The sequence below is a fragment of the Arthrobacter sp. Leaf234 genome (genome assembly GCF_001422665.1).
In the GTDB taxonomy this organism is placed as follows: Bacteria; Actinomycetota; Actinomycetes; order Actinomycetales; family Micrococcaceae; genus Arthrobacter_D.
Genome location: NZ_LMLU01000001.1, coordinates 714,043 through 728,115, shown reverse-complemented (window position 1 = coordinate 728,115; position 14,073 = coordinate 714,043). Strand labels below are relative to the sequence as shown.

Sequence of the window (14,073 nt, the reverse complement as noted above, 5' to 3'; positions counted from 1 at the left end):
GTCGATCCGGGCTTGACGTGCCCCCGGTCACAGCCCTAACGTTCGTATACGATTTCATATCCGATCGTCGACGAGGGAGTAGGGCATGGACCTGGTATCCGAGGACCTGATGCGCGCAGCCGGCAAGGTGATCGCCGTGCACATCAACTACCCCAGCCGGGCCGCCCAGCGCGGCCGCACGCCGGAGCAGCCCTCCTACTTCCTCAAGCCCTCCTCCTCCCTGGCCATGACGGGCGCCGGGGTGGAACGCCCCGCCGGGTGCGAGCTGCTCGCGTTCGAGGGCGAGATCGCCCTCGTGATCGGGACCGCGGCGCGCCGCGTCGGCCCTGCCGACGCGTGGAGCCATGTGGAGTGGGTGACGGCGGGCAACGACCTGGGCGTGTACGACCTGCGCTACGCGGACAAGGGCTCGAACCTCCGGTCCAAGGGTGGCGACGGCTTCACCCCGGTGGGGCCCGGCCTGCTTCGGGCGGGCGACGTGGACCCGGCGGCACTGCGCATCAGGACCTGGCACAACGGCACCGTGGTGCAGGACGACACCACCGCGGACCTGCTCTTCCCCTTCGCCCGGCTCATCGCCGATCTCTCCCAGCTGCTGACGCTCGAGAGGGGTGACATCATCCTCACCGGCACTCCCGCCGGTGCCTCCGTCGCCGTGCCGGGCGACGTCGTCGAGGTCGAGGTCTCCACCGTCGACGGGACGGCGGCGACCGGGCGCCTGACCACCCACATCACCGCGGGAACCACGCCGCTCGCCGCCTACGGCGCGCAGCCGAAGGCCGACGACGTCCAGCGCGAGGAGGCCTACGGTTCCGCGGAAGCCGCCGGCCTCGCTCCCGCAGCCAGCGCACTCCCCGCAGCACTGCGGACGAAGCTCGAGCGTGTCGCCACCGCCACCCTGTCCTCCCAGCTGCGCAGGCGCGGCCTGGACAACGTGAGCATCGACGGGCTGCAGGCCACCCGCCCGGACCGTCGCGTCGTCGGCCTCGCCCGCACCCTGCGCTACGTCCCCAACCGCGAGGACCTGTTCGCCGCCCATGGCGGCGGATTCAACGCGCAGAAGCGGGCCGTCGACTCGGTCGGCGCGGGCGAGATCCTCGTCATGGAGGCGCGCGGGGAGAAGGGAACCGGAACCATCGGCGACATCCTCGCCCTCCGCGCACAGGTCCGTGGAGCCGCGGCCATCATCACCGACGGCGGCGTCCGGGACTTCGCGACCGTAGCGGCCCTCGACATCCCCACCTACTACGCCAACCCCCACCCTGCTGTCCTCGGGCGGCGCCACATCCCCTGGGACACCGACGTGACCATCGCCTGCGGTGGCACCACGGTGCAGCCCGGCGACATCATCGTCGCCGACTCCGACGGCATCCTCGTCATCCCGCCGTCCCTCGCGGAGGAGGTGGTCGACGACGCCCTCGCGCAGGAGCGGGAGGAGGAGTTCATCGCGGCCATGGTGCGCGAGGGCCACGGCGTGGACGGCCTCTACCCGATGAACGCCGCCTGGCGGGCGCGCTACGAGCAGCAGGACGCCGGGGCCCCGCATGACTGAACCGGCGCTCATGGCGAGCAAGTCCGAGCAGGCGTACTCCGCGGTCAAGGCCCGCATCTCGGACGGCACGTACTCCCCCGGACACCGGCTGGTGCTGGCGCGCCTCGCCCACGACCTCGGGGTGAGCGTGGTGCCCGTCCGGGAAGCCATCCGCCGCCTCGAGGCCGAGGGGCTCGTGACGTTCCAGCGCAACATCGGCGCCACCGTCGCCGGGATCGATCCCACCGAATACCTCTACACGATGCAGACGCTGAGCATCGTGGAGGGCGCCGCCACGGCGCTGTCCGCACCGCTGATCGGTCCCGCGGGCCTTGATCGCGCACGGGCCGTCAACAGCGAGATGCGGGCCTGCCTGCAGGACTTCGACCCCGTCAGGTTCACCCGGCTGAACCAGGACTTCCACAGCGTCCTGTTCGAGCACTGCCCCAATCCGCACCTGCTGGACCTGGTGCACCGGGGCTGGACCCGCCTCGCCTCCATGCGCTCCTCGACCTTCCGCTTCGTGCCCGGCCGCGCGAGCGAGTCCGTCACGGAGCACGACGCCCTCCTTGACCTCATCGGCTCCGGGGCCGGCGCAGACGTGATCGAACGCGCCGCCCGCCTCCACCGCAGTGCCACCCTCGACGCCTACCTCGCCCGGACCGGCGCGGACAACAGTTAGGACCCGCACCATGACGCCCCCTGCAGACACCCCTGCCGCCGGCTCCCGGCACTTCGTGCCCGAGGACCTGCCCACCCACCTGCAGCACTACATCGGTGGACGGACCGTCGACTCCATCGGCGGGAAGACCTTCGAGGTGCTGGATCCGGTCTCGAACCGGGCCTACGCCACGGCCGCGGCCGGCCAGGCGGAGGACGTGGACGCCGCTGTCGCCGCTGCGCGGGAGGCGTTCCTGCACGGCCCCTGGCCCCGCATGAAGCCGCGCGAGCGCGCCCGCGTCCTCAACCGCATCGCGGACGCCGTGGAGGCCCAGGAGTCACGGCTCGCCGAGCTCGAGACCTTCGACACGGGCCTGCCGATCACCCAGGCCAAGGGCCAGGCGCTGCGCGCCGCCGAGAACTTCCGCTTCTTCGCCGATCTCATCGTGGCCCAGTTCGACGACGCCATGAAGGTGCCCGGATCGCAGATCAACTACGTGAACCGGAAGCCCATCGGCGTCGCCGGGCTCATCACGCCCTGGAACACGCCCTTCATGCTGGAGTCGTGGAAGCTCGCTCCCGCCCTGGCCACGGGCAACACCGTGGTCCTCAAGCCCGCAGAGTTCACGCCCCTCTCCGCGTCCCTCTGGGCGCGGATCTTCGAGGACGCGGGCCTGCCGGCGGGGGTCTTCAACCTCGTGAACGGCCTCGGCGAGGAAGCGGGGGACGCGCTGGTGAAGCACCCCGGCGTCCCGCTCATCTCCTTCACGGGCGAGACCACCACCGGGCAGACCATCTTCCGGAACGCCGCCGAGAACCTCAAGGGCCTCTCCATGGAGCTCGGCGGCAAGTCCCCCTGCATCGTCTTCGCGGACGCCGATCTCGACGCCGCCATCGACTCCGCGCTCTTCGGCGTGTTCTCCCTCAACGGCGAACGCTGCACGGCGGGCTCGCGCATCCTCGTCGAACGCCCGGTGTACGACGCGTTCTGCGAGGCGTACGCCGCGCGGGCGAAGGCCATCGTCGTCGGTGATCCCCACGACCCGAAGACCGAGGTCGGCGCCCTCGTCCACCCGGTGCACTTCGACAAGGTGGCTTCCTACGTGGAGCTCGGGAAGACCGAAGGCCGCCTCCTCGCCGGTGGCGGACGCCCGGACCACCTCCCGGAGGGCAACTACATCGCCCCCACGGTGTTCGCCGACGTCTCGCCCGACGCGCGGATCTTCCAGGAGGAGATCTTCGGTCCCGTCGTCGCCATCACGCCGTTCGACACCGACGCCGAGGCGCTCGAGCTCGCGAACAACACCCGGTACGGGCTCGCCGCCTACGTCTGGACGCGGGACCTGGCGCGCGCCCACACCTTCTCGCAGAACGTCGAGGCGGGCATGGTGTGGCTCAACAGCCACAACGTCCGCGACCTGCGCACCCCCTTCGGTGGCGTGAAATCCTCCGGCCTCGGCCATGAGGGCGGTTACCGCTCCATCGATTTCTACACGGATCAGCAGGCCGTCCACATCACCCTCGGCCCGGTCCACACACCGAAGTTCGGCAGCATCGCGGCCTCCGCCGCCAACGAGGGCTGACCCGCCCTCCCGACCACCCTCCCTCGAAGAAGAGAAGACCATGACTGATTTCGTCCCCACCCCCGCCCTGCCCGCCCCGGACATCGTGCGCTGCGCCTACATGGAGATCGTGGTCACCGACCTGGCCCGTTCGCGCGCCTTCTACGTCGACGTGCTCGGCCTCCACGTCACCGAGGAGGACGACGAGGCCATCTACCTGCGCTCGCTCGAGGAGTTCATCCACCACAACCTCGTGCTCCGCAAGGGACCGGTCGCAGCCGTGGCCGCCTTCGCCTACCGGGTGAGGTCCCCCGAGGAGGTGGATGCCGCGGAGGCGTACTACCGCGAGCTGGGCTGCCGCACCGAGCGTCGTGCCGGCGGCTTCACGAAGGGCATCGGCGACTCGGTCCGGGTCGAGGACCCCCTCGGCTTCCCCTACGAGTTCTTCTACGAGGTGGAGCACGTGGAACGGCTGACGCAGCGCTACGACCTGTACTCCGCGGGTGAACTGGTCCGGCTGGACCACTTCAACCAGGTCACCCCCGACGTCCCCCGCGGCAGGGCGTACCTCGAGGACCTCGGCTTCCGCGTCTCGGAGGACATCCAGGACGCCGACGGCGTCACCTACGCGGTATGGATGCACCGCAAGCAGACGGTCCATGACACGGCGCTGACCGGAGGCGACGGACCACGCATGCACCACGTCGCCTTCGCCACGCACGAGAAGCACAACATCATCCAGATCTGCGACAAGATGGGCGCCCTCCGCATCTCCGACCGCATCGAGCGCGGCCCCGGGCGCCACGGCGTCTCGAACGCCTTCTACCTGTACATCCTCGACCCGGACGACCACCGCATCGAGATCTACACGCAGGACTACTACACGGGTGATCCGGACAACCCGACCGTCACCTGGGACGTGCACGACAACCAGCGCCGCGACTGGTGGGGCAACGCCGTCGTGCCGTCCTGGTACACCGAGGCGTCCCTGGTGCTCGACCTCGACGGCAACCCGCAGCCCGTCGCGGCCCGCGAGGACAGGAGCGAGATGGCGGTGACCGTCGGCGCCGACGGCTTCTCCTACACCCGCGACGCGGGCACCGAGAAGGGCTTCAAGCTCGGGGCGCAGCTGTAGCCATGCTGGACACGACGACGATCCGGGCCATCGCGGACGAACTCCTCGAAGCGGGCCGCACGCGGACCCCGGTCCCCCTCCTGACCGCGCGCTACCCGGACATGACGGTCGAGGACTCCTACGCCGTCCAGCGCCTGTGGCGGCAGCGGAACGAGGCAGCCGGACGCACGCTGGTGGGGCGCAAGATCGGCCTGACCTCGCGCGCCATGCAGGCCGCCACCGGCATCACCGAACCCGACTACGGCTCCATCTTCGACGACATGGTCCTCGAGACGGGCTGCTCGGTCGAGTGGGAGCGCTACACCGGGCCGCGCGTCGAGGTGGAGCTCGCGTTCGTCCTGAAGGACGATCTCACCGGGCCCGGCTGCACCCTCTTCGACGTGCTGAACGCCACCGACTACGTGGTGCCCGCCCTGGAGATCCTCGACTCGCGCATCGAGATGGCGGGCCGCACGATCGTGGACACCATCTCCGACAACGCGGCGATGGGCGCCATGGTGGTCGGCGGCCGGCCGGTGCGGCCCGACGCCGTCGACCTCCGATGGGTCGCCGCCCTCCTGTACCGGAACCAGGTGGTGGAGGAGACCGGTGTCGCGGCCGGGGTCCTGGACCATCCCGCTGCCGGCGTGCACTGGCTCGCGAACAAGATCGCCGCCCACGGCGACGGGCTGAAGGCCGGGGACATCATCCTCGCCGGGTCCTTCACGCGCCCGGTCGCGGTGGACAGGGGCGACACGATCCACGCCGACTACGGACCTTTGGGAGCCGTGACGTGCCACTTCCACTGAGCCCCACCTTCCCCTACGCCCTCGCCACCTCGGAGCGTCCGCTCGCCGGGATGTGGGTCTGCTCCGGCAGCCCGCTGGTCGCGGAGATCTGCGCCGGCTCCGGCCTCGACTGGCTGCTGGTCGACGCCGAGCACAGCCCGAACGGGCTCGAATCGATCCTCGCCCAGCTGCAGGCCGTCCACGGCTATCCCGTGCAGGTGCTCGTGCGACCGCCCGTGAACGATCCCGTGCTGATCAAGCAGTACCTCGACCTCGGCGTGCAGAACCTGCTGATCCCCATGGTGCACTCCGTGGCGGACGCCGAGGCCGCCGTCGCGGCCACCCGGTATCCGCCCGAGGGCGTGCGGGGCGTCGGATCCGCGCTGGCACGCGCCGCGCGCTGGAACAGGGTGCCGGACTACCTTGCCACCGCGTCCGCCACGGTCAGCGTGACCGTCCAGATCGAGTCCGCCGCCGCCGTCGACGCGGTGGAGGACATCCTCGCGGTGGACGGCGTGGATGCGATCTTCGTGGGACCGTCCGATCTCGCCGCCTCGATGGGGCTGCTCGGTCAGCAGGAACACCCCGAGGTCCGTGCCGCCGTCGAGCACTGCCTCGCTGCGGCAGGACGCGCGGATGTCCCTGCCGGCGTCAACGCCTTCAGCCCGGCGACCGCGCACCACTACCTCGACGCGGGGGCGCGCTTCATCCTCGTCGGGGCCGACGTCGCCCTGCTCGCCCGGGGATCGGAGGATCTGGCCGCGGCCTTCGTCCGGTCTGCGGACAAGACCGGACCAACCACGAGCTACTGACCTCCGGGCGTGCCGGCCCTCGCTCCTCGGGTCATGCCCCGCGACGGCCGGGCCCGGCGGGCCGGTCAGGCGCCGTCGTGCCCCTTCGGGCGGTGACCCGCGACGGCCGCGCGGAGGTCACCCTCCTGGTGGTCCCCCTTCCGGCCGAAGGGCAGGACCTTCAGGAGTGGGTGCACCACGGCCATGACCACGGAGCCCCAGATGGCACCGACGATCGCGGAGCACAGCGTGTTCACGAGCCAGGCGAGTAAGCCGCCGACGACGGGGATGCCGACGAACGGCTCCTCCACGGTGTGCACGAGGTCGTAGGGCAGGTGCCACCCGAGGTCGTAGGCGCCCTGCAGCATGATGTGCCCGCCGACCCACAGCATGGCGATGGTTCCGACGAGGGTGATCCCGGCGAGCACGGCGGGCATCCCCCTGACGAGGAGCGCACCGAGGCGCTTCGAGGCGGGTGAATCCTTCGTCGTCAGATGCAGCCCGATGTCGTCCATCTTGACGATCAGCGCGACCGCCCCGTAGACGGCGACCGTGATGATGAGGGCGACGACGACCAGGATGATCCCCTTGGCCCAGATGGACTCGGCTGCCACCTCGTTGAGCGAGATGACCATGATCTCGCAGGAGAGGATGAAGTCGGTGGTGATGGCCCCCTTGGTGATCTTCGCCTCGGCTTCCGGTCCGCGGTCGACGGCGGGGGTGTCCTTGGCCTCGTGGTGGCCCCGGAGCTTGTGCCACACCTTCTCGGCGCCCTCGTAGCAGAGGTAGGTCCCGCCGAGCATCAGGACGAACGGGATGACCCCGGGGATGAAGGCGCTGATCAGCAGCAGTGCCGGCAGGATGATCAGCAGCTTGTTGCGGAGCGAACCCCAGAAGATCCGCTTGATCATCGGCAGTTCGCGGGAGGGATCGGCGCCGGAGACGTACTGCGGCGTCACGGCGGCGTCGTCGATCACCACGCCCGCGGCCTTCATGCTGGCCCGTCCGGCACCGGCGGCGACGTCGTCCACCGAGGCGGCGGCGATGCGAGCGAGGGCCGCGACGTCGTCGAGCAGCGCGACGAGGCCGCCGCTCACAGGGACCCACCCCCCGCGGGGACGGACGGCTGGGCGTGGACGCCCCGGTCGGAGCAGGTGTTCGGCATGGTCAGATCATATGTCGGGGCGGGCACCGGAGGCAGGCGGGGGTCCCGCCCACGCGGTCGCGGTCCTCGCGACCGCTCCGCCCTCGCGGCTCGATCGATGGCCGGGCCGAGGCGTTCACGGTCCGACGAGTTGACCAGCCTGCACTGGCACGTGGGTCGCCCCGGCCCATCGAGATGACACACGTCACGAGTCGCGGTGAGAGGAGCCTGGTTGCAGCCACTCACTGCAACCAGGCCCTTCTCCTCGACCGGCGTGTGCTTCGCACGACCGGTCGAGCACCCATCCAGCTATCGCGGACCGGATGGGACGCAGGGCAATCAGTGGCCTTCCGAGGAAACCTCGAGTCAGTGAGCAGATTCGGTGCTGCCCGAGGCGGAGGACGTTCTGCGGAACTGCGGTCAGAGAGATTCCAGGAGACAGCCTCTCCCGTCGTCGACCCAGGGGCAACCGTCCCTCACAGGAAGGTCAGCGGCACCAGGGGGGGTCTGACCACCGTGCTCCGTATCGTCTCGGCCCTCCCGCTGGAGGTAGAAGTCAGCAGCGATTCCATGACGTCGAGTACGTGGTAGGCGAGGTTGCCGTTCGCCCTGTGCTGCTCGCCGTTCGGCGTTGATGCCATGTCGGCGAGCCCGTACCCCCTGCCCGCACCGGTGTATCCCGCGCTGACGGGAAGCACCGTCCACCCGTCCTGATCCCCGTTCCCGAGGTTGCAGATGGACACCTCGCCGTCGAAATAATTCGGATCAGGAACGGTGAGGCTGGCCAGCTCCCCGTGAATCTCGATATTGGAAGCCCGTGTTCGTACCGCATCGAAACTCATGACCAAGGTGGACAGAGCTCCGGACTCGTGGACGAGGACGCCGGTAACGTGCGTGTCGATGGAGACGGGTACGGTCTGCCCCGCGCGCGGACCGGATTCGATGGTCCGCTCCTTCCGCGTGTGGCTGGCCGCACCGATGACGGACGTGACCGGCCCCAGCAGGGTGACGAGCGCGGTGACGTAGTACGGGCCCATGTCCAGCAGGGGACCGCCACCGGGGACGTAGTAGAAGTCGGGGTTGGGGTGCCACCGTTCGTGGCCCGGTGCCATCATCGTGGCCGAGGCCGAGATCGGGCGGCCGATCATGCCGCTGTCGATGGCATCGCGGGCTGTCTGTATGCCTGTCCCGAGCACGGTGTCGGGCGCACACCCGATGCGCACTCCGGCTTCGGTGGCCAGGGCGAGCACCTCCCGTGCTTCATCCGTGCTCGCAGCGAGGGGCTTTTCGCCGTAGACGTTCTTGCCGGCAGCGATGGCCCGGGAAGCCACTTCTGCGTGGGCGGCAGGGATCGTGAGGTTCAGGACCGTGTCGATCCCGGGGTCGGCCAGGAGCTCGTCCACCGTCAGCGCCCGCACGCCCTCCTGCGATGCGGCGACGGCTTCCGCGCGGCTGAAGTCAAGATCCGCCACCGCCCTCAGATTCACCGATTCCAGCGACGGCAGGGTCTTCAGGTACTGGGCCACGATCGCTCCGCAGCCGATGATTCCGACGTTCAACGGCTCGCCCACAGCAAACCCCTTTCGATGATGGTTCGGACGTTCGGATCATCGAGGATCTCGACGCGGTGACCGGGCGTCGAGACGAAGATGCGTCCCTCGCCCCACTGCCGGGTCCAGACGGCCGGAGACGTCACGGGACGGTTCCACGGGTCCCAGTCACGGACCGCCTGGGTCGTGGTCGCGAGCACGTCGATGTAGTCGTCCGCCAGGACCCAGTACTGCTCCGTGACGAGGTCGAAGTCCCCGATCCCCTGCATGATCGGATGGTCCGCCGCAGCCGGCAGCACGGTGACCCGATAGGGCACGTAGTTGTCGGACTGCTCGCCGATCCTCTCGTCCGGATGCTTGCCCGGATGGCACGCGAACTGCCCCCCGATGAGATGGAGGTAGTCCGACTCGTTGCGGTAGGAATCGGCGATGCCGCCGTGCCATCCCGCGAGCCCGGTCCCCGCTTCGATGGCGGCCCGCAGCCCGATGAACTCGTCCTTCTCGATGGTGTTCATCGTGGTGCACTGGAGGATCAGGTCCACGGTCGACAGGTAATCCGCATCCGCGTAGATCTTCGGCGATCCCTCGACCCGGACGGTGTACCCGTTCTCGCGGAGGAACGGGATGAAACGGTCCGTAGCCTCAACGGGCTGGTGACCGTCCCACCCCCCGCGGACGACGAGTGCTTTCTTCATGGTCATGATCCTTCTTTCGTGGAGGCGTGCTCGGATACGTCAGGGGTGCTCGCGTTCCGCACCGGGAAAGCGGCAGCAGACGGGGCCGGGCGTGCCGGCTCTCGGACGAGCGCCAACGCTCGTGGTGCGCCGATGAGCCGGTCCATCCCGGCGTCCTCCCACTCGATGCTGGTGTGGCCTTCGTAGCCGATCGAGTTGAGCATGCGGAAGATCGGGTTCCACAGGAGGGTGACGGGGCGCGGTCCGATACCGGCCGGGGCAGCCTCAGACATGCTGCCACCCCGAGTCGTTCGCTGCGCTTCGCTCGATGGCGTGCAGGACCTTCTGGACCCCAAGGGCCTCGTCGAAGGACGGCGAAGGCACCACGCCGTCGGCGATCGCCTGCACCAGGTCCACGACCTGGTGCGTGAACCCGTGCTCGTAGCCGAGGCCATGCCCGGCCGGCCACCAGTTCCCGGTGTAGGGGTGCACGGGTTCGGTGACATTGATGGTGCTGAAGCCCGAGGTCTCGGCGGGCTGAGTGCCGTCGTAGAACTCCAGTGAGTTCATGTTCTCGAAGTCGAAGGCGAGCGAACCGAGGCTGCCGTTGACTTCGAGCCTCATCGAGTTCTTCCTGCCGAGCGCGAAGCGCGTGGCCTCGAACACCCCGATAGCCCCTGAGTCGAAGCGTGCGCTGAAGACGGCGGCGTCGTCGACCGTGACTGTTCCGGTGTCCCCGTCACTGGCGCCCTGACCGCCCAGGCCCACGAGGGTCCCGCCGAGGGGGCGCTCGTTCACGAACGTGTTGAGGAGACCGGAGACCCCCGTGACTCGCAGGCCTGAGACGTACTGCGCGGCGTCGATGCTGTGCGCTCCGATGTCCCCCAGCGCGCCCGAACCAGACCTGCTCCTGTCCAGGCGCCAGGTCATCGGCGCAGTCTCATCCGACAGCCAGTCCTGGAGGTACTGGGCGCGGATGTGCCGGATGGTCCCGATCCTCCCCTGCCCGACGAGCCGCCGGGCGAGGGCGAGAGCCGGAGTGCGGCGATAGGAGAACCCGCACATCGCGAAGACACCCTTCGCCGCGGCGGCCTGCGCTGCCGCCGCCATGCGCTCCGCCTCCTCGACCGAGTTCGCCAGCGGCTTCTCGCAGAGCACGTGCTTGCCGGCTTCCAACGCCGCGATCGCGATCTCCGCATGCGTATCCCCGGGGGTGCAGATATCGATCAGGTCGACGTCATCACGATCCACCAGGGCCCGCCAATCCACCTCGGTGTCCGCCCATCCCATCTTCCCGGCCGCGGCCTTCACGGCACGTCCGTCCCGACCTGCGAGGACGGCGAGCTCGGGGTGAAGAGGCAGATCGAAAAAGCGGGGCGCGGTGCGCCAGGCATGGGAGTGCATCCCTCCCATGAAGGCATAGCCGACCATACCGACCCGCAGGGCGGGCTTGTCTGTGGACATCATGAGGCTGGTAGTTCCTTTCATCAAGAGAATCGAGCAAGAATTTCGCCCTCACCATAGGCAGCGAACGAGCTGCCCGGTTTCCCGATCACAGCAAGATCTTCGACGACGGGAAACGGCCCACCTGCAGCTATCCGCATCACAGGTAGCAGTCAGAAGCTTTCACTGGTCGGTCATCAGCAGATCGACGGTGGCAAACGTGGAAGGCCCTGACCGAGACGAAGGAATCACCCCGGCCGCTCCTCCGGATCCGCGCTCGGGATGCTCACGTCCGCGATGTCGCCATCCATCCATCAACCCCGCTCATCCGGTACGGTCTCCAGGACCTGCCTGATCTGCTCTTCTGACAAGTGCCAGCGCGTGCCGTCTCTCACTACCTGGCTCCAGAGAGGTTTGAAGGCCCGCAGCATGGATCTGTAGGTCGGCAGCATCTCGGTAGGCGAGACGCCGCCCTCCGCCAGGACCACAGCAGCTTGTTCGGTCCATCGGTCGTGCTTCACGAGGTATCTGGCGTAGCCGAGCATGCGACTCTCGAGTGGATGGTTTCCGTCGAAACCACGGAACGTGCCGTAGCGCTCGTCCACCCCGAGGTGCTGCCACCCCCCGTCGAGGGCTCTGGCACTGGCTCCGATGACCCGGAACATGTCGAAGATGTCCCAGACGAGCTCACATTCCGGGTGAGACATCGGAGTGACTATCCCGGCGAACTCCGCCGGATAGTCCCCGACGAATCCGCTCTCCAGAATCTGGATCGCTTGGACCTCATCGTCCTTGTTGTAGTAGGCCTCTCCGAGGTCTCCCTTCGCTGCCAGAATCAACCGGTGCGCCTGAACGAGCATCCTGCGCTCGAAGGGTGATAGATCAGGGTTGTCGACGTCCAGGTCCGACCCCTCACGCACTGCGCCCTCTCGTACTTCGAACTGCATATTCTCGGCGAGTCGGTCCCGAATGTAACGACTGAGCGTCACATCGTGCAGCCGCGCTGCTTCTGCAATTCGATCTCGCAGTTCATCGTCGAGTCGTATCGTGACGGTGGTGACCATGCAGGCCTCCTCTCGGGGCAGATACCCTTGCGCGGGTCGGTCGGCACTGACGTGAGTCATGAGGGGTAGATCCTTCGTACGAATATGTGTGCCGGTGCATCCAGCCTCGAATCCGGGACTCAGGCCTTTGTCACACGGCATCCCTGACGTGGTGAGCGCCAGGACCGGAGAGCTACCTGAGGCTGATGGCTGACCAGGACACAGGCGGAAGGATCAGGGTGAGCGTCCCTTCGCTGAGAGCGACGCTCCCGAGTGGTGTGAGGCCGACCCGGTTCTGGTCCTCGAACGTGTTCTTCGCGTAGACGTCGTCATCGTGCAGGGTGAGTGCCTCGGTGATCGTGGTGGCTCCCAGATCGGAGACGTCGATCGAGACGTCGATCGATTCGGTTCGACTGCGGTTCACGAGGAACACTGCAGACGAGCCGGCCTCCCCATCGATTGTTGCAACGGCGTCGACGAGAGGGGCAGGGCCGTAGACGGAAGTCTCGTAGGTGGCCACCTCGATGATCGGGCGAAGGATCTGGCCTCGGGCCAGGCGTGCCGTGACCGAGAAAGGGAAGAACGTACTCTGACGCCATGCAGCACCACCTGGCTCGGTCCTGATCGGCGCGATGACGTTGACGAGTTGTGCCAGCGATGCAGAGGTGACTCTGTCGTGGTTCTTGAGCAGGGTGATCAGGAGGTTGCCGAGCACGACGGCGTCAGCGACGGAGTACACGTCCTCGAGCTGGCGGGGCGCATAGGTCCACTGGTCATCGACCTGTCCGGACGCTTGATGCTCGTCGAGGTACCAGATATTCCACTCGTCGAAGGACAGGTTGATGGTCTTGTCGCTGCGCACCTTGTGTTTGACGTGGTCAGCGGCGGCGACGACGGCTCGGATGAAGTACTCCATGTCCAAGGACGAGGCGAGGTAGGAATCGAGGTCACCACCGCGCTCCTGGTAGTACGCGTGACAGGAGATGTAGTCCACATGTTCATAGGCGTGTTCGAGCACGATGCGCTCCCAGTCGCCAAAGGTTTGCATCGAGGACCCGGAGGATCCACAGGCCACGAGTTCCAGGGTCTTGTCCGCCGCTTTCATGGCCTGTGCGGTCCGGGCAGCGATCTGGCCGTAAGCGTCGGCGCTCATGTATCCGGTCTGCCACGGTCCGTCCATCTCGTTTCCCAGACACCACATGCGTATGTCGTAGGGCTCCACAGCGCCGTTGGCGATGCGTTGGTCGCTCAGTGCCGTTCCTGCTGGATGGTTGGCGTACTCCAGGAGGTCAAGGGCACTGTCGATCCCACGAGTCCCGAGATTCACCGCCATCATCAACTCCGAGCCGGTGAGTTTGCACCAGCGAGCGAACTCGTCGATTCCTACGTGGTTCGACTCCAGAGCATGCCAGGCAAGGTCGCGGCGTACCGGGCGTTGATCGCGTGGTCCCACACCGTCTTCCCAGCGATAACCCGACACGAAGTTGCCACCCGGGTATCGGATGGTGGTCGATCCGAGCTCCTTGACGAGCTCGACCACGTCGAGCCGGAACCCGTCCTCATTGGCGGTGGGATGATCAGGCTCGTGAATCCCGCCGTACACACACCGGCCGAGGTGCTCGACGAACGACCCGAAGATCCTGCGGTTCAGGGGTGCAACGATCGCTGAACGTTCAATACTGATACGGGCATCGGTCACAACATGATCCTGTCCATCATTACGTCTGAGGAAACTCTTCCCTCAGAGCCCGGGCCCCCCGAGCGGCGCCATGC

The 14,073-nt window shown here is 67.7% G+C and carries 12 protein-coding genes and 1 pseudogene; 6 read left to right on the top strand and 7 right to left on the bottom strand.

Features of this window, described 5'->3' with window-relative positions; translation table 11 throughout:
• Positions 1–85: 85 nt before the first annotated feature.
• Genes ASF21_RS03355 through ASF21_RS03330 form a run of 6 tightly spaced genes read left to right on the top strand, consistent with a single transcriptional unit; the run spans position 86 to position 6,467 of the window.
• Positions 86–1,552: a fumarylacetoacetate hydrolase family protein gene (locus ASF21_RS03355; protein ID WP_055766759.1), complete on the top strand. Its 1,467-nt coding sequence runs from the start codon at positions 86–88 to the stop codon at positions 1,550–1,552.
• The gene (locus tag ASF21_RS03350; RefSeq protein WP_055766756.1) at positions 1,545–2,213 is read left to right on the top strand and encodes a GntR family transcriptional regulator; all 669 of its coding nucleotides are present in this window, start codon (positions 1,545–1,547) and stop codon (positions 2,211–2,213) included. The genes ASF21_RS03355 and ASF21_RS03350 overlap by 8 nt, the downstream gene beginning before the upstream one ends.
• Before the next feature lie 10 nt (positions 2,214–2,223).
• A complete protein-coding gene (gene hpaE / locus ASF21_RS03345) occupies positions 2,224–3,774 on the top strand; it encodes a 5-carboxymethyl-2-hydroxymuconate semialdehyde dehydrogenase (protein WP_055766753.1) in 1,551 nt (516 codons plus the stop codon).
• Positions 3,775–3,814: 40 nt separating this feature from the next.
• A complete protein-coding gene (gene hpaD, locus ASF21_RS03340) occupies positions 3,815–4,888 on the top strand; it encodes a 3,4-dihydroxyphenylacetate 2,3-dioxygenase (protein WP_055766750.1) in 1,074 nt (357 codons plus the stop codon).
• Between the two features lie 2 nt (positions 4,889–4,890).
• Positions 4,891–5,676 carry a 2-oxo-hept-4-ene-1,7-dioate hydratase gene (gene hpaH / locus ASF21_RS03335; protein ID WP_055766747.1) on the top strand — a complete coding sequence of 262 codons (786 nt, stop codon included), beginning with the start codon at positions 4,891–4,893 and terminating at the stop codon, positions 5,674–5,676.
• 50 nt (positions 5,677–5,726) lie between these two features.
• A complete protein-coding gene (locus ASF21_RS03330) occupies positions 5,727–6,467 on the top strand; it encodes an HpcH/HpaI aldolase family protein (RefSeq protein WP_055769042.1) in 741 nt (246 codons plus the stop codon).
• 65 nt (positions 6,468–6,532) lie between these two features.
• Here ASF21_RS03330 and ASF21_RS03325 read toward each other — a convergent pair whose 3' ends face one another.
• The 7 genes and pseudogenes from ASF21_RS03325 to ASF21_RS03295 all read right to left on the bottom strand — a co-directional run bounded on the left by ASF21_RS03325 (position 6,533) and on the right by ASF21_RS03295 (position 13,999).
• Complete coding sequence (locus ASF21_RS03325; RefSeq protein WP_055766743.1) at positions 6,533–7,543, bottom strand: DUF808 domain-containing protein; 1,011 nt, start codon at positions 7,541–7,543, stop codon at positions 6,533–6,535.
• Between the two features lie 523 nt (positions 7,544–8,066).
• Entirely contained in the window at positions 8,067–9,161 is a 1,095-nt protein-coding gene (locus ASF21_RS03320; protein WP_055766740.1) for a Gfo/Idh/MocA family protein, read from the bottom strand.
• Positions 9,146–9,841, bottom strand: a complete 696-nt coding sequence (locus ASF21_RS03315) for a ThuA domain-containing protein (RefSeq protein WP_055766735.1) — start codon at positions 9,839–9,841, stop codon at positions 9,146–9,148. Before ASF21_RS03315 ends, ASF21_RS03320 begins: the two co-directional genes overlap by 16 nt.
• Positions 9,838–10,056 (bottom strand): annotated as a pseudogene (locus ASF21_RS03310) (hypothetical protein); the annotation flags it as partial. The gene ASF21_RS03315 and the pseudogene ASF21_RS03310, both read right to left, overlap by 4 nt.
• Positions 10,057–10,099: 43 nt before the next feature.
• Complete coding sequence (locus tag ASF21_RS03305; protein WP_055769040.1) at positions 10,100–11,278, bottom strand: Gfo/Idh/MocA family protein; 1,179 nt, start codon at positions 11,276–11,278, stop codon at positions 10,100–10,102.
• Between the two features lie 293 nt (positions 11,279–11,571).
• Positions 11,572–12,321 carry a YfbU family protein gene (locus ASF21_RS03300; RefSeq protein WP_162237504.1) on the bottom strand — a complete coding sequence of 250 codons (750 nt, stop codon included), beginning with the start codon at positions 12,319–12,321 and terminating at the stop codon, positions 11,572–11,574.
• Between the two features lie 172 nt (positions 12,322–12,493).
• A complete protein-coding gene (locus ASF21_RS03295; protein ID WP_055766728.1) occupies positions 12,494–13,999 on the bottom strand; it encodes an alpha-N-arabinofuranosidase in 1,506 nt (501 codons plus the stop codon).
• Positions 14,000–14,073 lie beyond the last annotated feature (74 nt).